The 23,584-nt window shown below is 58.1% G+C and carries 14 protein-coding genes; 12 read left to right on the forward strand and 2 right to left on the reverse strand.

Annotation, left to right across the window (positions count from 1 at the left end; translation table 11 throughout):
- The first annotated feature begins 9 nt into the window (after positions 1-9).
- Positions 10-966, forward strand: coding sequence for a DUF1080 domain-containing protein (locus HY011_26050; protein MBI3426408.1), 957 nt, complete (start codon positions 10-12; stop codon positions 964-966).
- Positions 967-1,019: 53 nt separating this feature from the next.
- On the opposite strand, the gene HY011_26055 is transcribed toward HY011_26050, so the two are convergent.
- Positions 1,020-1,670 (reverse strand): hypothetical protein, encoded by a 651-nt coding sequence (locus HY011_26055; GenBank protein ID MBI3426409.1) that lies wholly within the window; start codon positions 1,668-1,670, stop codon positions 1,020-1,022.
- A 708-nt stretch (positions 1,671-2,378) separates the two neighbouring features.
- On the opposite strand from HY011_26055, the gene HY011_26060 reads away from it, so the two are divergent.
- The 6 genes from HY011_26060 (at position 2,379) to HY011_26085 (ending at position 11,867) form a co-directional block, all read left to right on the forward strand.
- On the forward strand, positions 2,379-4,037 hold the full coding sequence (locus HY011_26060) for an alpha-L-arabinofuranosidase (protein MBI3426410.1): 1,659 nt from the start codon (positions 2,379-2,381) through the stop codon (positions 4,035-4,037).
- A gap of 151 nt (positions 4,038-4,188) precedes the next feature.
- Positions 4,189-6,150, forward strand: a complete 1,962-nt coding sequence (locus tag HY011_26065; protein MBI3426411.1) for a rhamnogalacturonan lyase — start codon at positions 4,189-4,191, stop codon at positions 6,148-6,150.
- A gap of 60 nt (positions 6,151-6,210) precedes the next feature.
- Positions 6,211-7,434: an oligogalacturonate lyase gene (locus HY011_26070; protein MBI3426412.1), complete on the forward strand. Its 1,224-nt coding sequence runs from the start codon at positions 6,211-6,213 to the stop codon at positions 7,432-7,434.
- A 31-nt stretch (positions 7,435-7,465) separates the two neighbouring features.
- Complete coding sequence (locus HY011_26075) at positions 7,466-7,876, forward strand: VOC family protein (protein ID MBI3426413.1); 411 nt, start codon at positions 7,466-7,468, stop codon at positions 7,874-7,876.
- Between the two features lie 19 nt (positions 7,877-7,895).
- Positions 7,896-8,714 (forward strand): rhamnogalacturonan acetylesterase, encoded by an 819-nt coding sequence (locus HY011_26080; protein ID MBI3426414.1) that lies wholly within the window; start codon positions 7,896-7,898, stop codon positions 8,712-8,714.
- A 441-nt stretch (positions 8,715-9,155) separates the two neighbouring features.
- On the forward strand, positions 9,156-11,867 hold the full coding sequence (locus tag HY011_26085) for a glycoside hydrolase (GenBank protein ID MBI3426415.1): 2,712 nt from the start codon (positions 9,156-9,158) through the stop codon (positions 11,865-11,867).
- 91 nt (positions 11,868-11,958) lie between these two features.
- On the opposite strand, the gene HY011_26090 is transcribed toward HY011_26085, so the two are convergent.
- Positions 11,959-12,894: a LysR family transcriptional regulator gene (locus tag HY011_26090; GenBank protein MBI3426416.1), complete on the reverse strand. Its 936-nt coding sequence runs from the start codon at positions 12,892-12,894 to the stop codon at positions 11,959-11,961.
- A 435-nt stretch (positions 12,895-13,329) separates the two neighbouring features.
- On the opposite strand from HY011_26090, the gene HY011_26095 reads away from it, so the two are divergent.
- The 5 genes from HY011_26095 (at position 13,330) to HY011_26115 (ending at position 23,321) form a co-directional block, all read left to right on the forward strand.
- Positions 13,330-16,974, forward strand: a complete 3,645-nt coding sequence (locus tag HY011_26095) for a TonB-dependent receptor (protein ID MBI3426417.1) — start codon at positions 13,330-13,332, stop codon at positions 16,972-16,974.
- Between the two features lie 145 nt (positions 16,975-17,119).
- Positions 17,120-20,725 carry a carboxypeptidase regulatory-like domain-containing protein gene (locus HY011_26100; GenBank protein MBI3426418.1) on the forward strand — a complete coding sequence of 1,202 codons (3,606 nt, stop codon included), beginning with the start codon at positions 17,120-17,122 and terminating at the stop codon, positions 20,723-20,725.
- 142 nt (positions 20,726-20,867) lie between these two features.
- Positions 20,868-21,806, forward strand: a complete 939-nt coding sequence (locus tag HY011_26105) for a hypothetical protein (GenBank protein MBI3426419.1) — start codon at positions 20,868-20,870, stop codon at positions 21,804-21,806.
- Positions 21,806-22,804 (forward strand): FAD:protein FMN transferase, encoded by a 999-nt coding sequence (locus HY011_26110; protein MBI3426420.1) that lies wholly within the window; start codon positions 21,806-21,808, stop codon positions 22,802-22,804. The genes HY011_26105 and HY011_26110 overlap by 1 nt, the downstream gene beginning before the upstream one ends.
- The gene (locus tag HY011_26115) at positions 22,797-23,321 is read left to right on the forward strand and encodes a DoxX family membrane protein (protein MBI3426421.1); all 525 of its coding nucleotides are present in this window, start codon (positions 22,797-22,799) and stop codon (positions 23,319-23,321) included. Before HY011_26110 ends, HY011_26115 begins: the two co-directional genes overlap by 8 nt.
- Positions 23,322-23,584 lie beyond the last annotated feature (263 nt).

Consider the following 23,584-nt stretch of genomic DNA (forward strand, 5'->3'; position numbering starts at 1 on the left):
CTGCCCTCAATGGCATTAGACGAATTTCGGTGCGACCAATCCGACCGGGGCAGACACGCAGGTCTGCCCCTACTTTCTGTGCGACAAAGAAGTGAGGCTGAAAACGCAGCGGGGCCAGCGCTATCGCTCGCTGGCGGAGTTGAAAGGGATTGTATGAGACAGCGGGTTCACCCCAAGACGCTAGCGCTTTGCCTGTTGCTGTTCGCGGTGTCGGCAGCGGCGCAAAGCACGCAGCCCAAACTTGAGCGCGGCTTCAAATACATCTTCAACGGCAAAGACCTGACCGATTGGGACGGCGACCCAAAGCTTTGGCGGGTCGAAGACGGCGCCTTGACTGGCATCGCGAATGGCACGTTGCGGATGAACAGCTTCATCATCTGGCGCGGCGGCACGGTCAAAGACTTCGAGATGCGCGTGCAGGTCAACATCACCCGCGAAGGCAACTCCGGCCTGCAATATCGCAGCGTCCTTTTGCCCGAAGCCGGGCCGTATGTCATGACCGGCTATCAATGCGACATCGTGCAAAATCGTAGCGATTACAACGGCATGCTCTATGAAGAGCGTGGCCGCCGCATTCTGGCGCACACAGGCGAAAAGGTTGTCGTGGACGCTGCCGGACAACCGTGGGTCGTGGGTGCGGTGGGAAAAAAGCAGGAAGGCAAAACCCTCACCGCCGAAGAGTGGCACGATTACCGTGTGGTGGTGCGGGGCAATCATCATCAGCATTGGGTTGACGGCGTAATGATCACAGACGTAGTTGACCACGACGCCATCGGTCGCCGCCTCGAAGGCTTAGTAGGCGTACAGGTTCACGTCGGCCCGCCGATGAAAGTGCAATTTCGCAACTGGCGCATCAAGCATTTGCCCGACGCGAAACTTATCAAACCCGAACAAACTCCGATTCCGCCTGATGCGCCGAAAGTCGTGCCGCAAGCCGGTACACCGCCGCCGCGCAAGGCCTCGTAAGGATCGCAACGCGAGCTTGTTTATGGATATTTCTGGCAGTCCTTGCGTTTCGGTTAGAAACGAATTCCGACGCCAGCATTGATTTGCAGATGATGGCGCACGACTACTACATCAGGGGCAGGCGCGATGGTCACGCTAATAGGAAGTGAAGTGGTGTCAACGGTAAAGTCCGGCAAGCGACGACGTGATACCAAGTCACTAGCGTCGAAACGAATTACCCAACGGCGGGTTGGGTAAAATTCAAGAACACCACCCATGTCCAAGGCAAAATCATGGCGCGTCAGGATTTCATAACGACACCGTGGCAGGGTTGAGTTCGGCGGTGGGTTGATACCAAAACAAGGCGCTTTCGTATACTCCCCAAATTTATTACGCACGATGCCAGGACGGATTTTGCCAAAAACACCGAACTTGCTGAAACGCGCGCCTGCTTTCAATCCGCCCAATCCCTGTCCGCGCATGTACCCTCCAATGCCCGCGTGGTTAAAGAGATTGGCTTCGCCCTCAAGCGCGAGCATTGAATTGAAATTGTAAGTAACGCGAAGGCCTCCCCCAATCGTTCTGCTAGGGGCTTGGGCGGGTTGGACGCTTGTCGCATGAACTCCAATCTCATACTTGGGTGGATCGCTTTGTGGTAACGCGGTGGTTGAGAAAAAGAGAAGCAGGTAAAAGGGAAAAGTGAGCGGAAATATTTTTTGCAGCATCTTGTGAGGTATTCCTTATAGGTATTCTCTACAGTAAGCGGAATGGCCTACCTGCTGAAGGCCACGCACAGGTTTAGGCTAAGTTCGGTTTTAATTCTTTACTGCTACTGTTCGCGACAAGTTTTATCGGTAGTGGTAAAAATGTAAGGCTGTGGTTTTGCAGCCGCGTAGCGGCGACCCGATTTTAGCCCGGCGTTTCAACGCCTTGTCATTACCCAAATCTTTTCAGTTGCGCGCTGAAGGCGCGACGGACATTAGCCGGTGGTGAAACCACCGGAACCGCGTCGTTATTGGGTTTACGTCCCGGCAGGGACGCCGGACTCTGATTTATTCGTAAATCAGCTTCGGTCCCAGCGCCCCTTCAGGGCGCGAAAATGGTGGTATCTTTTCCGGTGGTTCCGCGCAGCGCTTCACCACCGGCTAATATCCACAGCCCTTTCAGGGCCAAAAGCCCGAATCGCCAAACGCGAAAGATTTGGGTAATGACAAGGTTTCAACGCCGGGAAAGCTTGGCAACGGTTCCGCGTCGCGTCAGCGCCGCCTGAATTCAAGCGGCGCTGACGCGACGCGGAACTGCTGCGCACCGCTACCGTGGTTTGAAAACCACGGCTAAACTCAACTGTCGCTACGCGACAAAAACTGATGAGCCTTACATTTTTACCACTACCGTTTTATCAAATTAAAAACAACGTGAGGCGATAGACTTTCATGAAACGACGTGAATTTATTGGAGCAACTGTCGCGAGTGGTATGACGCTCGTTACGCGCCATACGCTGGCGGCGCGGCAGAGCAAACTGGCCGATGCGCACATTGAGGTCTTGCTTGATGAACCCATTGGTCGCATCGCGCCGGAAATCTACGGCCATTTCGTAGAGCATCTGGGCGGCGTGGTCTATGACGGCATCTGGGTTGGCGAGGATTCCAAAGTCCCCAACATCGGCGGCCTGCGCAAGGCGCTGGTGGAGGCCTTGAAACGGATCAACCCCGCTGTGATTCGCTGGCCCGGCGGCTGTTTCGCCGACAGCTACAACTGGCGCGATGGCGTGGGGCCGAAAAAAGATCGCCCGCGCCGCCCGAACTTTTGGGTGGACGCGCAAGAATGGCCGAAGGGCGCGCCGGATGGCCCGTGGAAGTATGACCCCAATCAATTCGGCACCGATGATTTTGCGCGTTTCTGCCAATTGACGGGCGCGCAACCATACTTGGCCGCGAACCTGCGCAGCCTGACGCCGAAGGATTTTTATGAGTGGGTGGATTACTGCAACTCGCCCGCCGGCACGACCACGCTGGCCGATCTGCGCGGTGCGCACGGTGCGCGCGAACCATACAAGGTGCGTTACTGGGGCATCGGCAACGAATCGTGGGGCTGCGGCGGCAATTTCTCGGCGGATGAATACGCAATTGAGTATCGCCGCTTCGCCGAATGGGTGCCGCGTTATGGCTTGAACATGGCCTACATCGGTTCAGGGCCGAACGGCGGCGATCTAAGCTGGTCGCGCAAGTTCTTTGGCAAGCTGGCCGAGAAGGGCGGCTTCGGTCGTATGTGGGGCTGGGCGCTGCATCACTATTCGTGGAATGTCAGCCAGGGCCGCACGACCGATTGGTACCAGGGCAAAGGCGAAGGTCTCAACTATCCCGACGTTGAGTATTACGAATTGCTGGCGCACGCCGATCAGATGGAAAGTCTGATTACCGATCACTGGTCGGTGATGGGCGAATTCGACCGCCAGCACCGCGTCAAACTCGTCGTGGACGAATGGGGCGCCTGGTACAAGCCCGGCAGCGAATTGCACAACACGCATCTGTTGGGCCAGCAGAACACCATGCGCGATGCCGTGCTGGCTGGGCTGACTTTGGATACGTTCCAGCGCCACGCCGACAAAGTCGCGATGGCGAACCTTGCGCAACTCGTCAATTGTTTGCAGGCGCTCTTTTTCGCGCACGAAGACAAATTCGCCGTCACGCCGACCTATCACGTATTTGATCTGTATTTGCCGCATCAGGGCGCTGATTCGTTGCGCACTTTGGTCAGCGCGCCACGTTCGGTTTATACGCGCGCAGGCAAACCTGCGTCGGTGCGTGGCCTGTCGAGTTCGGCTTCGCGCAAAGATAAGCAAGTGACCGTGACCGTGACCAATCCTGATTTGACGCAAACACGTGAGACTGAAATCGCCTTGCGCGGCGCGACGATCAAAGAGGTCAAGGTCACGACGCTGGGCGGTGGCGATGCACATGCGCACAACACGTTCGAGCAGCCGCGGGCAGTTGAGTTGAAAGAAGGGAAGGCGGTTGTGCGCGGCGATGGCGTCGTGACGTGCAGCTTGGCGCCCGCTTCGGTGACGCGGTTGCAGATCACGCTGGCCTAGCGATTAGGCACGAGTAGCGCAACCCGCCGAGGTTGTGCGGCTTCGTGAGTTACAGACTTGGCGCCGTGTTGTTACTGATGAAGCCGCGCAACCTCGGCGGGTTGCGCTACTCGTGCGGTGCCGCCTCGTTCGGCTGAAGCCGGAAAACAGCATGAAGAAGATGACCAGTTTTCAAATTGCGCGGATCGTTGCCGTGGTCAGCGTGATGTTGGGAACGCAGACATTCGCGCAACGACAAATGGAAAACCTGGGGCGCGGCGTGGTTGCCGTGCGCCAACCCGAAAACAAGGTTTGGGTTGGCTGGCGCTTGTTGGGTCTGGATGCAGAGAACATCGCGTTCAACCTATATCGCAGCACTGCCGGCGGCACGCCAGTCAAATTGAACGCGCAACCCATCACGGCGGCGACTAATTGGATAGACGACAAGGCTGATTTGACCAAGGCCAATGCGTACTTTGTGCGTCCCGTGCGCAACGGCAAAGAGCAAGCGGCGAGCGCGACGTTTACGCTGCCTGCTAATGCGCCTGTGCGGCAATACCTGGCGATTCCGCTGCAAACGCCAACGGGCTACGCGCCGAACGATGCTTCCGTAGGTGATCTGGATGGCGATGGTGAATATGAAATCGTGCTGCATCAAGCGGGGCGCGGACGCGATAATTCGCAAGCCGGGCTGACCGATCCGCCGATTTTGCAAGCCTACAAACTCGACGGCACATTGCTGTGGACGATCAATCTGGGCAAGAACATCCGCGAAGGCGCGCATTACACGCAGTTCATGGTTTATGACCTCGACGGTGACGGACGCGCGGAAATCGCTTGCAAAACCGCCGATGGCACGGTGGATGGCAAAGGCAAGGTCATCGGTGATGCCAACGCCGATTGGCGCAATCCCGAAGGCACGTTTCTGACTTCGCTGGATCGCAACGGCGTCGAGCGCAAGCAGAACGTGACCGGCTACGTTTTGAAAGGGCCGGAATACCTGACGATTTTTGACGGATTGACGGGCGCGGCATTGGCGACGACCGCTTTCATTCCGCCGCGTCACCCAACGAAAACCGATCCGACGGCTGACCAATTGAAAGCGGTTTGGGGCGACGGTTACGGCAATCGCGTTGACCGCTTCCTCGCCGCTATCGCGTACCTAGACGGCAAACAGCCGAGCTTGGTGATGTGCCGTGGCTATTACACGCGCTCGGTGTTGACGGCGTGGAACTGGCGCGGCGGCAAGCTAAGCAAAGTTTGGACATTCGATAGTGACGACGGCACGCCGGGCAATAAGGCTTTTGCGGGGCAGGGCAATCACAACTTGAGCGTTGGCGATGTGGATGGCGATGGCAAAGACGAGATCGTTTATGGCGCGATGGTGATTGATGACAACGGCAAGGGGCTTTATTCGACGGGCCTGGGTCACGGCGATGCGTTGCATTTGAGTGATCTTGACCCGACGCGACCAGGCTTGGAGGTCTTCGACATTCAGGAGCGCTTTGACGATGCGGGAGCACATTTTCGCGACGCGCGCACGGGCGAGATTTTGTGGAAAAAGCCTTCGATCAAGGCGGGCGCGGATGGCGAAGGGCCGGGGCGCGGCTTGGCGCTGGATATTGATCCGCGCTATCCGGGTAGCGAGTGCTGGGTGAAGGGGGCGGGCGTCACGGGCTTGTTCAGCGCCAAAGGCGAAAAGATTGCCGAGCGCGAACCGCGTTCGTGCAACTTCGGTGTCTGGTGGGATGGCGACGTGCTGCGCGAATTGCTGGATCGCAACGTCATCACCAAATGGAATTGGCTGGATGGCACGGAAACCACTTTGCTGACGGCGGAAGGTTGCACTTCGAACAATGGCACGAAGGCCACGCCCGCGTTGAGCGCCGACCTCTTTGGCGATTGGCGCGAAGAAGTCATCTGGCGCACGACTGACAATAAAGAGTTGCGGATTTACACCACGACGATTCCGACGCCGCACCGGTTTTATACGTTGATGCACGACCCGCAATACCGGCTGAGCATTGCGTGGCAAAACGTGGCGTACAACCAGCCACCGCATACGGGCTTTCATTTGGGCGAAGGGATGAAGCCGCCGCCACGTCCGGCGATTGTGGTGAAGGGGAAAAGGTAAGTCTGGGGAAGTCTTGAGAAGTCCGAGGAAGTCTTGAGAGGGCGAAAAGCGAGGCCGTTTATGAAAATGAAATTGAGTCTATTGTTTTTGATGCTCATCACTGTTCCGCACGCGGCGCAACAACCTACGTCTATGGCTGAACCGCCGCTCGACTGGATCGAACCTGACACCGGCCATCGCGTCATTCGCCTGTCACGTGAACCCGGCACGGCGAGTCTGTACTTTCATCAAAACGCCTACACCGCCAATGGCGACAAGTTGGTGGTCACGACGCCCAAAGGCATCGCCACGATTGAACTCAAGACCGGCAAGCTCGAACAGATTGTCGAAGGCCGCGCGGGCAGTTTGGTCGTTGGGCGCAAAACGCGGCAGGTGTTTTACATCAAGGACGGCGCTGTAATGGTTACGCACCTCGACACCAAAGCCACGCGCGAGATCGTCCGGCGGCCCGAATTGCGCACTGGCTCCGGCTTGGCGGTGAATGCCGACGAAACGTTGCTCGGCGGCAGTTATGTCGAGAACGATGCGCTGGCCGGGTTTCAAGCGCCCGCCAGCACGCAACCCGGCCAGCGGTTGGACAGTTATCCTGGCAAGGGCGACATGATGGAGCGGCGCTTGGCGGCCAAGTTGCCGATGGCGCTTTACACCATCAACATCAAGTCCGGCGAGGTGAAGCCGTTTTATCGGGCGACTGATTGGCTGAATCATGTGCAGTTTTCACCGACCGATCCGACGTTGATGATGTTTTGCCACGAAGGCCCTTGGCACAAGGTGGATCGCATCTGGACGATACGCACCGACGGCACACAAAAACGGTTGATGCACAAACGCACGCTGGACATGGAAATCGCCGGGCACGAATTTTTCAGTGCCGACGGCCAGACGATCTGGTACGACCTGCAAACGCCCAAGCGCGAAGTCTTCTGGCTGGCGGGCGTAAACATCGCGACCGGTAAACAGACGCGTTACCCTGTGCCACGCGACCAATGGTCGGTGCATTTCAACATCGCGCCGAACGGCAAATTGTTCGCGGGCGATGGCGGCGGGCCGAGCAGTGTGGCAGCACCGGGCAACGGGCAATGGATTTATCTGTTCACGCCGCGCAACGGCCCAGGTGGCCCAGGTGATATGAAGCTGCAAGCCGAAAAGCTGGTCAATCTGGCCAGGCACAACTATCAGTTGGAACCGAACGTCACCTTTACGCCGGATATGAAATGGCTGGTGTTTCGCTCGAACATGCACGGGCCGACGCACGTGTATGCGGTGGAAGTGGCGAAGAAATAGTTCAGCATCGTGCATAGCCCCGGAGGTCTTGATGCGTCCCCAACCTATGCTTGTCGTCGCCGATGTCGAAGCCAGCAGCCGCTGGTATCAACACCTGTTCGGTTGCCAAAGCGCGCACGGCGGTAAGGAATACGAACGGCTGATGTCGCATGACGCCTTAATCATGCAATTGCACCACTGGGAAGTTGACCATCATCACGGCTGCCTAGGTGATCCGCACGATAAACCGTATGGCAACGGCGTTTTGCTCTGGTTCGAAGTTGATGATTTCGATGCTGCCGTAGCGCGGGCGACTGAGTTGAAAGCGGAAATCGTCCTGCCGCCCCACCGCAATCCGCCGGATGGTGATGGCGGCCCGAATCATCGCGAAATCTGGTTGCGCGATTTAGATGGTTACACCGTGGTCATCGCCAGCCCCGACAGTGAAGCCGGTAGTTTGTAAAGCTTGCAAGGAGAACCCTATGAAAACACGTCTCGCACTTAGCTTTGTGGCGTGGCTGCTTTTGCTGAGCGCGCCGCACGCTTTCTTTGACGCGCCTGCCGCCCAACAACCTGCCGCGCGCAAACCGGTGCTCTACCTCATCGGCGATTCGACGGTGAATACGCCGACCAAAGGGCAGCAGGGCTGGGGCACGCCGCTGCCGGAGTTTTTCGACTTGACGAAAATCAGCATTGAAAACCGCGCGCGCGGCGGACGCAGCAGCCGCACCTTTCTGACCGAAGGGCTGTGGCAGCAGGTATTCGACGCCTTGCAACCAGGCGATTTTGTGTTGATGCAGTTCGGCCACAACGATGGCGGGGCGCTCAATGATGATTCGCGCGCGCGTGGCTCCATTCGCGGCACCGGCGAAGAGACGCAGGAGATTGACAACCTCATCACCAAAAAGCACGAGGTCGTGCACAGTTTCGGTTGGTACTTACGCCAGTTCATCGCGGGCACAAAGGAAAAAGGCGCCACGCCCATCGTGTTGTCGCCCGTGCCGCGCAATAACTGGCCCAATGGCGGGAAAGACGGGAAAATCGCACGCGCCAGCAACGATTACGGCAAATGGGCGGCGGAAGCGGCCAAACAGGGCGGCGCGTTCTTCATTGATTTGAATGAAATCAGCGCGGCCCATTACGAAACGCTCGGCCCTGAAAAGGTCAAGGCCGAGTATTTCACCGAGGCTGACAATACGCACACCAGCCCAGTGGGCGCGCGGCGCAACGCGGTTTCGGTGGTCGAAGGATTGCGCGGCTTAAAGGGCTGCGCGCTGCAAGCTTATTTGTTGGAAAAGTAGCGTGTCCAGGTTGGCCCCCTTACTGAGTTACGCATAGGCCGCAGCCAATCTATCCAGCCTCAGCAGTTTAGCCTGCGATTTTAGATTTCTTTTGGAAACTTTTCAGCCTCCGCTCATTGTTAAAGACGTGCGGCTGCTTTATTCAAGCCGGGTACGACTAGCCTTCTTTGCTGGGACGAATAACGAAATCAAACAAACATTGCAAGCATACGCGGTCTGCCAGCCGCGCTGCGATCTCCGGCACGGTTTTCGGCGAGTTCAACGGCGCCTGTGGCGCGCGCAGTATTCAGGGAGCGGTGGAATTCGATTTCTAAAGTGGGAACCTGGGGACGCACTGCCTGACCGTACACCCAATTGCAATTTGCTCTGAAGCTGGGAAGAACCAATCGCATGAGATTTCAAAAGCGTTCGACGAACATGCCCAAGTTGCTGGCTTTGTTCATGCTGCCTTTGGTGTTGGCCGCGTCCATCTTGCAACATCCGGGCGCCTCGCCCGATTCGTTGGCTGAATTGCAACGCCAATTCCAAACGCCGCCCGACGACGCGCGGATCATGATGCGCTGGTGGTGGTTCGGCCCGGCCGTGACCAAGGCCGGCATCGAACGCGAGTTGCGCCAGATGAAAGACGCAGGCATTGGCGGCGTAGAGATTCAACCCGTCTATCCGCTGGCCTTGGATGACGAAAGCAAGGGCCTCAAAAATCTGCGCTTCCTCTCGGCTGAGTTCCTCGACGCGCTGAAATTCGCCAACGAAAAGGCCCGTGAATTGGGCTTGCGCGTGGATTTGACGCTCGGCAGCGGCTGGCCCTTTGGCGGGCCGCTGGTGCCCGCGACCCAGGCGGCGGGGCGGTTGCGCGTTGAACGGGTGACGGCTGAACAAGCGCGCGTGCCCCTGCCCAAGCTGGGCGATGGCGAGGAATTCATCGCGGCCTTTGCGGGGCAACGCGAGTTGACCGAGGTCAAAGACGGCGCGGTCTGGCTGCCCGCCGAGCAATCCAAAAAGAGCGAAGTGCTTTTCTTCATCGCGGGCCGCACGCGCCAACAGGTCAAACGCGCGGCGTATGGAGCCGAGGGCTTCGTGCTGAATCATTACGACCGCGCGGCGCTCGACACGTATTTGAAAAATGTCGGCGAACCGCTGATACAGGCGTTCGGCACGCAGCCGCCTTACGCCGTCTTTTGCGACAGCCTCGAAGTGTTTAGCTCTGACTGGACGAGCGATTTTCTGCCAGAGTTCCAACGGCGGCGCGGCTACGATTTGAAACCGTTGTTGCCCGCGCTGGTGCGTGACATTGGCCCGCAAACCGCGAGTGTCCGCCACGATTGGGGGCAGACGCTGACCGAGTTACTCAACGAACGCTTCCTCGCGCCGTTGCAACAGTGGGCCAAGCAGCACCATACCAAATTCCGCCTGCAAGGCTATGGCATCCCGCCCGCGACGATTGGCAGCAATGCCAATGTGGATTTGACCGAAGGCGAGGGGCCGCAGTGGAAAACCCTGCGCGCCGCGCGTTGGGCCTCGTCAGCGAATCATCTGTACGGGCGCAATATCACGTCCTCAGAAACCTGGACGTGGTTGCATTCGCCGTCGTTCCGCGCGACACCGCTCGATGTCAAAGCCGAAGCCGATTTGCACTTCCTGCAAGGCATCAATCAACTCATCGGGCATGGCTGGCCGTATACGCCTGAGAGCGTCGAATATCCGGGCAATCGTTTTTATGCGGCGGCGGTCTTTGACGAAAAGAATCCCTGGTGGATTGCGATGCCGGAGGTTTCAAAGTATCTGCAACGCATCAGCTATCTGATGCGACAGGGCGCGTCCGCCAATGACGTGGCGTTCTATCTGCCCAACAGCGATGCCTGGGCCGGCTTCGTCAATCCCAAAGTGCATTACATGATCGAAGCGCTCAAAGAGCGCATCGGCGAAGACGCCATCGCGCAAGTGCTGGAAGCGGGCTTCAACTTGGATTTCTTTGACGACGAGGTGTTGCGGCAACTCGGCAAGGTTGAAGCAGGCGGGCTGGCCTTGGGGCCGAACAAATACAAGGCCGTCGTCTTGCCGAACGTCGAACGCCTGCCGCTGGCGACGTTGCAAACGCTGGAAGCTTTTGCGCGGCAGGGCGGCGTGGTGATTGCGGCGCGGCGTAAACCTGCGCTGTTGCCGGGCTTCAAAACCACTGAGGCCGAGCGCGCGCAATTCAGCGCATTGGTTCAGAAACTGTTTGCGGGGGGAAAACCGCTCGCGCATTTTGTCGCGGATGACCGGGAACTCGGCGGCAAGCTGGCCTCGTTGACGCAACCCGATGTGCGGCTGACGCCTGCCGTGCCGGGTATTGGCTTTATTCATCGCCGCACTGCGGAAGCCGAGATTTACTTTCTCGCCAATTCGACCAATGAAACGCAGCGCGTCACCGCCACGTTTCGCGTGATGGCGGGGCAAGCCGAAAGCTGGAACCCGCTGGATGGCGGCGTCGCGCCGCTCCCAGCCGAATGGAGCGCGCCAGGCGCGACCGTCGCGCTGTCGTTTGCGCCTTATGAAGCGCGGGTGCTGGTCTTCACCCGGCGGCGTTTGCCCGTGCCCGCGCCGTCGCTGCTTGCCGCGCTGCCCGCGCCCGTGGAAATCAGCAACGACTGGCGGGTGACCATCGGTCAAGTGAGCCAGACGCGCGCGCAATTGCGTTCGTGGACGGAAGACGAGGCGACGCGTTTCTATTCGGGCGCCGCGACATACGAAAAAGAAATCAATGTGCCGGCGGCGCTGTTGCAACCGCTGGCACGGCTCAGTGTGCGGCTGGATTTCGGCGCGGGGCAGGCGGTGCCCGTGCAAGCGCGCAAAAACGGTATGCAGGCTTGGTTCGATGCGCCGGTGCGGGATGCGGCGGTAGTGTATGTCAACGAGCAGCGCGCGGGCGCGGTCTGGTGTCCGCCGTATTCGCTTGAGGTGACGAAGCTGTTGAAACCAGGCGCGAATCGCTTGCGCATCGTCGTCGGTAACACGGCGATTAACTATCTGGCCGGGCACAAACAGCCCGATTACAAAGAACTCAATCAGCGCTACGGCGAGCGTTTCCAGCCGCAGGACATGGAAAACCTGCAACCGTTGCCGTCAGGTTTGTTAGGGCCGGTGCGGTTGGTGGCGGGCCGTGGGAACTGAAACACTTGTTGGAACAGTACCGCGACAGTGATGGAGCGGTCGCGTTTCATTGCACGCTGTTCCGCTAGGTTTGCTGACCAAGACCGCTCCATCACTGTCGCGGTACTGTTCCGCGTTTCGCGCCATTGCGGCCAGGTTGTTTCGTGCCGAGTTCCTGCACGATCAGATTGAACAGTTCCTGCACGGCGTTGGGCACAAACGTGGATTTCAAGGTGACCAGCGCGAGTTGGCGATGGAGGCGATGCCGCTCGACGCGCAAGAGGCGCACTTTTTTATCCAACGCATCATTGCCGACGGCGTGACTGGGCAGGACGGAAGCGCCCAGACCGGTGCCGACCAGACTTTTGATGGCTTCGATGTTTTCCATGACCATCGCCAGTTGCGGCGTCACGCCGAGCGAGGCGAAAAAGTTGTCAATCAAGCCGCGCATCACGGTTTTCTTTTCGTACAGAATGAACCGCAACGCGCGCAGATCATTGACCGTCAAGGAGCGTTTGCGCGCCAGCGGATGGCGGCGGGGCAGGGCGATCAATAATTCTTCATCGCACAGCGGAGTGAGTTGCAGGTCGTTTTCCACGACGGGCAGCATCACCAGCCCCAGATCGAGGCGTTGGGCTTGCACGTCACGGATGATGACATCGGTGGTTTCCGACACGATGACCAGTTCGATGTTGGGATAACGCGCCTGATAAGTTTCGAGCACGTGCGGCAATTGATAAATCAGCGTCGTTGCGCCAGTGCCCAGGCGGACTTTGCCGCGTTGCATGCCGTTGAGTTCGCGGATCGCCATCTCGGCGTTTTTGACGTCTTGCAGGATGCGCTCGCAATGGTCGCGCAGCAATTGCCACGCCTCGGTCAGCAAAACGCGCTTGCCGACGCGCATGAAAAGCTGGCAACCGAGTTCGTGCTCGAGTTGTTTGATGTGCTGGCTGATCGTGGATTGTGACAAGTGCATTTCGCGGCTGGCGTGTGTAAAACCACCGGTGCGGACGGCGGAATAGAAGATTTTGAGTTGGTGTAAGTCCATGTTTCCGGCTCCTGTGATTGATCGGTATTTGCGATTGAAACGTTTGGAATTATGAATTTTACAGATAAATGTGGATGCGGTAAAACCTTGAATATCCACGGGTGTCGTTACTGCGACGCGGACGATGACTGACACGACAAAAGGAACCCGGCTCGCCCGCCACGCGGCTGAGCACGCCACAGAAGTTCCACCTTTCTTTGCTGGGCTTATTTCTATCAAATCGTTTTATTCGCAACAGAGCATGAGGTTCAGGTTGTGGCCTGTGCGTGTGCTTGCCGAAACAGGCGGCTGCCTGAATCGCATGTTCTTTGGTGCCAATTTTAATCAGCAATTCGGCTTGAATATATGAAGATCATGATGGGACGGACGGACGTCTGGCGGCTAGTGAACGGGCTAGGACAGACGTACATCCGTCCTGCACTCACGGAGGACTCGATGAAACACCTGGCAGTAAAACTCATTTCACTCGCGGCTCTGCTGGCACTTTGTCTCAGCACTGCCCTGCACGCACAAGAGGCGCGCGGCACGATCACGGGCCGGGTGCTCGATGCGAATCAGGCCGCCGTGCCCAACGCGACGGTCAAAATCACCAATAATGCGATGGGGACGACAAATACGTTGACAACCAACGCGGCGGGTTTTTACCAGGCGACGTATTTGTTGCCGGGCACTTATCGCATACAAGCCGAGGCCAAGGGGTTTAAGAAATACCTGCGCGAAAAGGTCGCAGTACAAGTCAACGACACGGTCGAAATTGATGTCGCGCTGGAAATCGGCGATGTCGGCGAAACTGTCACTGTGACAACCGACGCGCCCGCGCTCGAAACCAGCTCGGGTTCGTTGGGCACGGTGGTGGACTCGCGGCGCGTGGCCGAATTGCCCATCCCGCACGGCGAACCGTTCAAGTTGATTGGTTTGGCGGGCGGCGTTTCTTACACGCGCGATCCCCGCTTGGATCGCCCGTTCGAGCCGACGCACATCGTGGGTTATTCGATCAACGGCACGCTGGCGAATCGCAGCGATATTACGATTGACGGCGTCCCCAGCACTTCGACGGCCAACGCTAACGAGGTCATCGCCTCTTTCGTGCCGCCGCAGGATTTGATTCAGGAATTCAAAGTGCAAACGGCGACCTTTGACGCCAGCTTTGGCAACACCGAAGGCGGCGTGACCAACCTGAGCATTAAATCGGGCACGAATGGCTTTCACGGCACGGCCTATTGGACGAAACTGACGCCGGGCACGTTCGCCAATGACTTTTTTGCCAACCGCACGGGCACACCGTTGCCGAATTTCAATTACCGGCGCTTAGGCGGCACGATTGGCGGGCCGGTGTGGATTCCGAAACTTTACAACGGGCACAACCGCACGTTTTTCATGTACGGCATCGAAAACATTCCCGAAGCGCGCCCGCGCAACGATGGGACGTTTACCATTCCGAGCGTGAAGATGCGCAGCGGCGATTTCTCTGAATTGTTGGCGGCCAACGCGGGCTATCAGCTTTACAACCCCTTCACCGCGCGGGTAAACGGCAGCCGCATACAGCGCGATCCATTTGTGGGCAATGTCATTCCGGCAAATCTGATTAATCCGATTGCGCGCAAATTCGTAGACAGCTTCCTGCCCAAGCCCACGACCACCGGCGCGGCGGATGGCACGGGCAATTTCGCGCAACCGGGCTTGCTCGAAAATATCAAATACCTCTCGAACACGATCCGCATTGATCACGTACTGAACGAGCGGCATCGCCTTTTTGGACGCGCGAGTTGGTACAATCGCAACAGCGATTACGACGACTATTACCAAAACATTGCGACCGGGAATACGTTTCTGTTCAAGTCGCGGCAGGGCGCGCTCGATCACGTCTGGACGATCAATTCGACGATGGTCGTCAACACGCGCTACGGCTACAACCGCTTCATTCGCGGCACTGATTCCAACCCCGGCAATCGCGGAATGGACCTGACCACGCTGGGTTTTCCTGCCTATTACAACAAGCTGATCCCTGACGACATCCGGCGGTTCCCGCGCTTTGACTTCACCGGTTATCAAGGCACTGCCGTCGGCGGCGAGTTCCGCCCGACCGATACGCACGCCTTTAACTCGACGATGAATCACGTCATCAGCAAGCACTCGCTGAAATACGGTATGGAGTTTCGCTCGTACCGCGAGACCGACAAGTTTTTCGGCAACAATCAGACGGGACAGTTCACGTTTGACTCGACCTATGTGCGCGGGCCGTTAGATAACGCCGCCGTGCCCAGCCAGTTGGGCTTTTCGTTCGCGGCATTGTTGTTGGGCATTCCGACTTCCGGTTCGATTGCGCAACCGGCGGATTACGCCGAGCAATCCACGACCTGGGGCGTCTTTCTGCAAGACGATTGGAAGTTCAGTCAACGACTGACGATCAACGCGGGCCTGCGTTGGGAATATGAAGGCGCGCTGACCGAGCGTTATAACAAGAGCGTGCGCGATTTCGATTACAACGCGGCGCAACCGATCGAGGCAGCCGCGCGCGCGGCGTATCTCAAGAATCCTACGCCTGAAGTGGCGACGCTCAATGTGCGCGGCGGTTTGAATTTCGCGGGCGTCAACGGTAATCCGCGCGGGTTGTATTTCACGCCCCATCGCAACTTCATGCCGCGCGTGGGCTTTGCTTACAAACTCACCGACAAGATGGTCGCGCGGGGCGGTTACGGCATCTTCTTCGGCTTTTTGGGACAGCGGCGTGGCGATGTGAACCAGATCGGGTTCAGCACTTCGACGACGCTGACGCCTTCGCTCAACAACGGCGTGTCGTTTATCGAAACGCTGTCGAATCCATTTCAGGCGTTTCAGAATGGTCTGAGTGCACCACGCGGCGCGGTGGATGGCACACAAACCTTTTTGGGGCAGACTATCAGCTTTTTCAATCCGCATCCGCTGGCGCCTTATCACCAGCGTTGGGAATTGAGCCTGCAACGCGAACTGCCCCAAGGCTGGGTGGCCGAAGCGGCTTACGTCGGCAATCGCGGCACGCACATCGAAACGGGCCGCAACCTCAACACCGTGCCGTTGAAATACCTGAGCACGGCGACGGTGCGCGATGACACGCAAAATAATTATCTGGGCGCGTTGCTGCCCAATCCGTTCGTCGGCTTGATGCCGGCCAACGCGGGCACGGCGTTCCGCGCGGCTTCGATTGCGCGTTCGCAATTGCTGAAGCCTTACCCGGAATTCGGCGACATCAACACGACGACCAACGAAGGCTATTCCTGGTATCACTCGTTGCAAGCGCGCCTGGATAAGCGTTTCTCCAAAGGTTACACGTTGGGCTTCAACTACACCTGGTCGAAGTTCATGGAAGCCGTCGAGTTTCTCAACGCGGCTGACCCTGACCCGGTCGAAACCATTTCCGGCTCAGACCGTCCACATCGTTTCTCGGCGAGCGGCATTTTAGAGCTGCCCTTCGGCAAACGGCGCAAGTGGGGCGCGAACGTCAATCGCGGCGTTTCATACGCCATCAGCGGCTGGCAAATGTCGGGCGTCTATCAGTTCCAGAGCGGCGTGCCGATTGGTTTTGGCAATGTGTTTTATTTCGGCAGCCTGCGCGACATTGCTTTGCCGGGTGACCAGCAAACAGTTGCGCAGTGGTTCAACACCAAGGGCTTTGTCGCGCTGCGCAACGGCGCAACCGTCATTCGCAACGCCGCCGGAACACCGGTCTGGGTTGATTTCAACGACCCGTGCAAGACTACTTACAACGCAGCGTCGTGTCCGGGCACGCCGCTGGCGAATCCGACCGGTTTCAACCGCGATGGTTCGTTCCAGCCGGCCAGCAATGTGCGCACGGCCCCGTTGCGCCTGGGTTTCTTGCGCTCCGATCAGATCAGCAACATTGATCTTTCGGTGATCAAGAAGACCGAGCTTTGGGAAAACAGAAACCTCGAATTCCGCGCCGAGTTCATCAATGCGTTTAACCACGTCTTGTTCCCAGGCCCGACGACGGGCGTGACTTCGGCGGCCTTCGGGCAAATCGTGGCGAGCAATCAGGCCAACTACGCGCGGCGCGTGCAGTTGACGCTGAAGTTTGTGTTTTAGGCCGGTCTGTTATGCCAAACACGTGGCAGCCGCTCGATTCATTCCGGCGGCTGCCTGCTTTTCCGCCCGCTCAAGTAACTCAACTCTGGTTGGTTCGCGCTGCCAGACAATTAATAGACTTAACCACAACATCTCTGGAGGCAGTATGAAACATTCGATCTGCGTCCTGCGTGTGCTGCTCTTTTGCGTTATTAGCTGTAACTTGATGACGCTCGGCCACGCGCAAGACTATCGTGCGAAATTACAAGGCACTGTGGCCGACGCTTCGGGCGGCGCGCTACCGGGCGCCAAAGTTGTCTTACGCAACGTCGGCACCGGCGTCGAAGTGACGCGCCAGACCAACGGCGAAGGACTGTATATTTTCGATTTCGTCGAATCGGGAACCTATACCGTCCTTGTCGAAGCGCAGGGGTTCAAGAAATTCGAGCAGCGCAATATCCTCGTGCAAAATCGCGGCGACATCACCGTCAACGTGAAGATGGAAATCGGCGGCGTCAGCGAAGTCGTCACCATTCAGGACACACCCGTGGCTGTGCAATTCAATTCCAGCAGCGACTCGACAACCATCGGCAACGAACTCATCAACCAGCTTCCGTTGCGCGGACGCAATCCTTACAACGTCGTCGCGCTCGACCCGACGATCAACGGCGGCGAAAACGCCAACGGCGAAAACCGCCCTTATCACCACGCCTTCGCCAACGAATTCGACGCGGGCGGCGGCACCACGCGCGCCAACGACATTCAACTCGACGGCGTGCCGCTGACTTCAAGCTACAAAACTTCGTACACGCCTTCGATTGAAGCCGTGCAGGAAGTGTCGTTTCAAAAGAACGCGGTGGATGCCGAATACGGTTATAGCGCGGGCGGCGTCATCACGTTGAACATGAAATCCGGTACGAATCGCTTTCACGGTTCGGGCTATTACCACAACCGCGATCCGCGCTTTAACGCATTCGGCGACCCGACCATTCCGCGCACGGCGGGTGCTGACGAAACCATCTATCGCGGCACGCGGCTCAAAATGTATGGCGGCACGATTGGCGGCCCCATCGTGAAAAACAAAGTGTTCTTTTTCTCTTCGTGGGAACAGTGGTACGACCATCGCCCCATCACTGTGAAACTTACCGTTCCAACGGCGCTCGAACGCAAAGGCGATTTTAGTCAGTCCAGAATCGGTGCTTACACCTATACGGTCACTCCCGGAGCTACAGCAAGTTTATGTGGCGGAAGTGGTGCGACCTGTGCGCGTCCCGTCTATGATCCGCTCACTTCAACTGGTACCAGCGGTTTGCGCGCCATACCATTTCTCAACAACATCATTCCGGCCAATCGCTTTGATCCGACGGCGGCGAAGCTGATTGCTGAAACGCCCCTGCCCAATCTGCCGGGCAATGATTTGAACTGGCAAGGCACCAAGACCGAAAACGTAGGTTATTGGAATCTCTCGAACCGCGTGGATTGGAACGTCAACGAAAAGCTCAAAGCGTTTGTGCGTTATGGCTATTTCAAAACCAACCTGCTCGAAGCGCCGCAAGACAACACGACGGGCAAGCTGTTTCCGGCGGCGGGCAGCCATCGCAACGGCTTGAGCATTGCGGCGGATACGGTTTACACGATCTCTTCGTCCAAGGTGCTGAACGTGCGAGCCAATTATCACAAGCTGATTGACGAGTTCGCGACGAGTGACGACTACATTCTCGGCAAGTCGGGCATCGAGTCGCTGTGGCCGAATAACCCGTGGTACACGTCGCTGTTCACGCGCGATTTGATTTATTACCCCGCCGTGAATGTGCTGACTGGCACTACGAATAACCAACTGGGGCGTCCCGGAAGCAGCGAGTATTGGCAACGCCCGCAAGGCTGGGGCGGCTCGGCGCGCATGAACTGGTACGCGGGCAATCACAACCTCAAGTTCGGCGGCGAACTGCGCGTGGATAAAGGTAAGGGCGCGCGCTTCATTCCGCTCAATCTGAACTTCCGCGCGCAAAACACCGCGAGCCAGAACACCAGCGCCAACATCAACACCTCCGGCAACGAATGGGCGACGATGTTGCTCGGCGTGTTGGACGCCAACACCGTCGCGCAGCGCATACCCGTGCAGGAAGTCGTGACGTTGGGTTACGCAGCGTATTTCCAAGATGATTTCAAAGTGAACAGCCGGTTGACCCTCAATCTGGGCTTGCGTTGGGAATATGAACCTGGCCCGGTAGATCGGCAAAATCGTTTGTCACAGCGGCTCGATCTCACGAATCCGATTCCTGAATTTCAAACGACGCCGCCGAACATGCCTGCTTCGGTGCTGGCGCTGTTGGCGACCAAAGGCTACAAGCCGACTTATAACGGCGCGTGGGTGTTCACGGATGCCAACAACCGCAACGCCTGGTCGCGGCAAGCCTTGAATCTGTTGCCGCGCATCGGCGGCGCGTTCAAGCTCGACAGCAAATCGGTGCTGCGTTTTGGCTATGCGCGCTATCTGTCACCTTCCTCGAAAATTCGTGACCCGCTGGGGGCTTTCGTCACCCAATATGCGGGCTACTCGACCAGTTCGAACCCGCTGGGTTTGTCAACGGTCAACGGCAATACGGGCGTGCCAGTGGCGTTTCTTTCCAATCCGTTTCCGACCACTGGCACGTTTGCGAATCCCTTGCAACAGCCGACCGAAAAAGCGTTGGGGCGTTATACCAATCTGGGCAACGCGGTCAGTCTCGACCAATACGAATTGAAGCCGCAAAACAACGACCGCTATTCGTTGTCTTATCAACGCGAAGTGTGGAAGCGCACCATCGTGAGTTTCGATTTCTTTTACAACAACGGCACCAATCTGCCGATTGACGTTGACCTGAATCAGGCCGATCCGAACTTCCTGTATGACCAACCGCGTTCGGTGACGAATGCTTCGGTAGCAAATCCGTTCCGCAATTACCTGACGACCAACGTCTTCCCCGGCGCGTTGCGCAACGGCGCGGCCAATGTGACGGTGGCGACGTTGTTGCGGCCTTATCCGCAATATGGTGCGATCACGCAAACCAACACGGCGCTGCGCAAATTGCACGTGATGTCTTACAAAGTGCAGGCCCAACGCCCCTTCGCGCAGGGCCTGAGCCTGTTGGTGAATTACGCCTATCAAACCGAAGAGCAAACGGAATTCTTCGACGACCGCGCGATGTATGCGCGCGAGTTGACTTGGCGTCCATTGCCCGTTGCGCATCATCGGTTCAATCACGCGGTGACGTGGGAAATTCCGGTGGGCAAAGGCCGCTGGTTGCTCAAGAGTGCGCCGCTCCCGGTTGATCTGGCGCTGGGCGGCTGGCAATTGACGACGACCAACCGGTGGTATTCGGGCCGCCAGTTGATCTTCAATCAAAACCTGATCGTGAGCGGCAATCCGCACCTCGACAACCGCACGCTAGGCCCGAATGGCGCGTGGTTCGACAAGTCTGTGTTTGCGGCCTTGCCGGTGTTATCCGCGCAAACCGATCCGGTCAACATTCGCCGCACCAATCCGTGGACGTATGACGGCGTCGTCGGCCCCGGCACTTCGCAAGTAGACATGACGCTGAGCAAGTCCTTCCGCATCCACGAAGGCTGGAAGTTCGAGTTCCGTGTCGAAGGCTACAACGTGGCGAATCATATCAACTGGGATAATCCGGTGGTGGATTTCAACAACACGGCGAACTTCGGCAAAGTCATCAGCAAGCGTCCGGGTTACATCGGGCGCGAGGTTCAGTACGGCTTCAAGCTTACGTTCTGAGTTGTGCTGAAGTTAAAACCGCTTTCACCACGAAGCGACGAAGAGCACGAAGAATTAAGAAGAACCTCCCGCGCGCCAGCGCCTTCACTTCGTCTTCTTCGTCGCCTCGTGGTGAAATTTTCTTGCAAGCTGGGTTCCCGTGATGACCGAACAGGATCGTAGCAAGTTGCAGCGCCGCACTGTGGGCGAAAACACCTGGCTCGCTTACGCCGCTGACGAAGCCGCACATCTGGCCGCGCTGAGCTGTCTGAAAGCGCGCGAGTTGCAACCCGAAATTTTACCTTCTGAAGAAGCCGTCGGCGCGGCGCTGCTGGCCGAACTCGAAGCCCTCGGGCGCGCCAAAGACGGCGACCTCGTGATGATCTTGCTGGGCGGGCGTGGCGCACAGGCGCTGCATCGCTTGCTGGGCGAACGCGCGCGCCGTGGCCCCGATGAATTGCTGGCGCGGCTGCACGTGTTTACCCAAGATGCCCTCGCGCCCTTGCCGATGAAAAGCAGCCTCAGTTTCATCCGCGATTTTGAACGTTTGCTGGGCGAGGCGTTTTTCCAACAGATCAAAAGCTTCACGCCGATGCAGACCGAGACGGCGGATGTCGAAGGCGAGTTGGTGGCTTACCTCAACAAACTGGAAGCGCTGGGTGGGCCGGACATTTTCTTTTTAGGCCACGGGCCTGAACCCGATGATGCCTCGCATCTGGCTTACATCCGCGCCGGTTCGGGTGCGACGGTGAACGATGCGGCGGGGCTGATCTCGATTTCTCCGCTCATCCTCGATCACCACATCACCAAGTTCAAAGCGGGCGGCAGCGCCGTGAGCACGGCGGATGAGGCCGAATGCCGCGCGGCCACGCACATTTTGACACTCGGCCCGGCGTTGATTCTGGGCGCGCGCCGCATCGTGCAATCCGTCGTGGATGCCGCCACCGCGCCCGCCAAACGCCGCACTTATCGCCGCGTGCTCGAAACGAAAATCGCCGCCGACCCGGCAGCGCGCGCGCAGCAACTCGATGCGAATCCGGGGTTGTGGGTGCGGTTGCATCCCAATGCTCGCTCGCTGATTCTGCCGGACGTGTTGAACTGATGTACGAACGCCGCGAATTCCTAAAACTCGCTCCACGCCGCGAACCTGCTGCCAGCAGCTATTGGCTGCACGTCAGTCGCATGGCGATGGCTTGCCGCTTTGAAATTACGTTGCCGCAAACTGCGCAGGCCGGCGTGCGCGTGGCGAGTGCCGCGCTGGATGAGGTCGCCCGTCTCGAACAGCAATTGACGGTCTTTCGCGCTGACAGCGAAATCAGCCACATCAATCAAACCGCCGCTACCCAGGCCGTGCCAGTCGAACCCGCGCTCTTTGCCTTGCTCGGTTTGTGTCAGGAACTGGCGCGCGCGACCGCTGGCGCATTCGACATTACGTCCAGCCCCTTGAGCCATTGCTGGGGCTTTCTGCGGCGGCAGGGACGCATCCCCACGGCGGCGGAAATCGAAGCGGCGCGTCTGAACACCGGCAGCGCAAAGCTGCGGCTGAATGCCGAGGCGCGCACCATTCGATTGGCGCAACCCGGCGTCGAGATCAATCTGGGCAGTATCGGCAAAGGCTACGCGCTGGATCGCGTGGCCGGACAAATGCGCGGCGCGGTTCGCACGGCCTTGCTCAGTGCCGGTTCGAGCAGCATGCGCGCGCTGGGCAGTGGCGCACGCGGTCAGGGTTGGGTGGTTGGTATTCGTCATCCGCGCAAACCGGATCAGCGCTTGGCGGTCTTGCGATTGTGCGAGACTGCGCTGGCGACCAGTGGCGGCGAAGAGCAGTTTTTTGAACACGCGGGCCAACGCTACGCCCACATCCTTGATCCGCGCACGGGTTGGCCCGCCGAAGGTGTTGCGGGCGTAACCGTCGTGACCGATGCTGCGGCAGTCGCCGATGCGCTGGCGACGGCGTTTTATGTCGGTGGACGTGCGCTGGCCGAAACGTATTGCGCGGCACATCCCGGCACGCTGGCCGTGCTGCTGGAACGTGACGCCGAGCAACCCCTTGTCATCGGGCACAACGCGCATTGCGCAGTAGAGCTTTTCCATGACTAACGGCAACAAGCTTCTTCTCTCAAACAAACAGCAGATCGCCTTGATCGCGTTGCGCACGCTGATCGGCTGGCACTTTCTTTACGAAGGCTATTACAAATTCAGACTGCCGGGTTGGAGCGCCGACGGCACACGGCTCAGCGCCTGGACATCCGCCGGGTATCTCAAGGCGGCGACAGGGCCGCTGGCCGCGCTCTTTCAACGAATGCTGGATGCAGGTTGGGCCGGTTGGCTGGATCGCACGGTGAAAATCAGTCTCGTGCTGATTGGCCTTTCACTGATGCTTGGATTGTTCACACGCATCGGCTGTTGGGGCGCGTTGCTGTTGCTGTCGTTGTTTTATTTGTTGATGGTGCCGCTCGCCGGAACACAACAGCCCGGCAGCGAAGGCGCCTATCTGCTCGTCAACAAAACCTTGATCGAAGCCGCTGCCGCCGCCGTATTGCTGCTGTTCAACACCGGCGGCATTGCCGGGTTGGACTTGTTGGTTGCGCATCGGCAAGTACGGCAGGCAAGTTAGAAGAGCATGGGTTTCAGGCTTTAACCTGAATCCACGGCTAACGCCGTACAGCAGACTGCTAGTCTGCTGTGGTCTCGGCGAGTAGCCCACTGGCCGTGTCTTCAGCAGCCTGGCAGTCTGCTGTACGGCGGCGCATTTCACTCAATGGGTGAGCAGCCAGACTGACAAAAGAGCCCGCTGTTACTGGTCGAAACTGTGTTTTCAACTGCTTAACCGTGGATTTGGGCTGAAGCCTGAACTCCATGCTCTTAGATTATGCGCCC

This window comes from Acidobacteriota bacterium, from assembly GCA_016196035.1.
Classification (GTDB): domain Bacteria; phylum Acidobacteriota; class Blastocatellia; order RBC074; family RBC074; genus JACPYM01.

Bases quoted from the DNA above. Each gene is read 5' to 3' on its own strand.
- HY011_26095 (MBI3426417.1), top strand. From the start codon at position 13,330: ATGAAACACCTGGCAGTAAAACTCATTTCACTCGCGGCTCTGCTGGCA.
- HY011_26105 (MBI3426419.1), top strand. From the start codon at position 20,868: ATGACCGAACAGGATCGTAGCAAGTTGCAGCGCCGCACTGTGGGCGAA.
- HY011_26050 (MBI3426408.1), top strand. From the start codon at position 10: ATGGCATTAGACGAATTTCGGTGCGACCAATCCGACCGGGGCAGACAC.
- HY011_26085 (MBI3426415.1), top strand. From the start codon at position 9,156: ATGCTGCCTTTGGTGTTGGCCGCGTCCATCTTGCAACATCCGGGCGCC.
- HY011_26090 (MBI3426416.1), bottom strand. From the start codon at position 12,894: ATGGACTTACACCAACTCAAAATCTTCTATTCCGCCGTCCGCACCGGT.
- HY011_26065 (MBI3426411.1), top strand. From the start codon at position 4,189: ATGAAGAAGATGACCAGTTTTCAAATTGCGCGGATCGTTGCCGTGGTC.
- HY011_26080 (MBI3426414.1), top strand. From the start codon at position 7,896: ATGAAAACACGTCTCGCACTTAGCTTTGTGGCGTGGCTGCTTTTGCTG.
- HY011_26070 (MBI3426412.1), top strand. From the start codon at position 6,211: ATGAAAATGAAATTGAGTCTATTGTTTTTGATGCTCATCACTGTTCCG.
- HY011_26060 (MBI3426410.1), top strand. From the start codon at position 2,379: ATGAAACGACGTGAATTTATTGGAGCAACTGTCGCGAGTGGTATGACG.
- HY011_26100 (MBI3426418.1), top strand. From the start codon at position 17,120: ATGAAACATTCGATCTGCGTCCTGCGTGTGCTGCTCTTTTGCGTTATT.
- HY011_26115 (MBI3426421.1), top strand. From the start codon at position 22,797: ATGACTAACGGCAACAAGCTTCTTCTCTCAAACAAACAGCAGATCGCC.
- HY011_26075 (MBI3426413.1), top strand. From the start codon at position 7,466: ATGCGTCCCCAACCTATGCTTGTCGTCGCCGATGTCGAAGCCAGCAGC.
- HY011_26055 (MBI3426409.1), bottom strand. From the start codon at position 1,670: ATGCTGCAAAAAATATTTCCGCTCACTTTTCCCTTTTACCTGCTTCTC.
- HY011_26110 (MBI3426420.1), top strand. From the start codon at position 21,806: ATGTACGAACGCCGCGAATTCCTAAAACTCGCTCCACGCCGCGAACCT.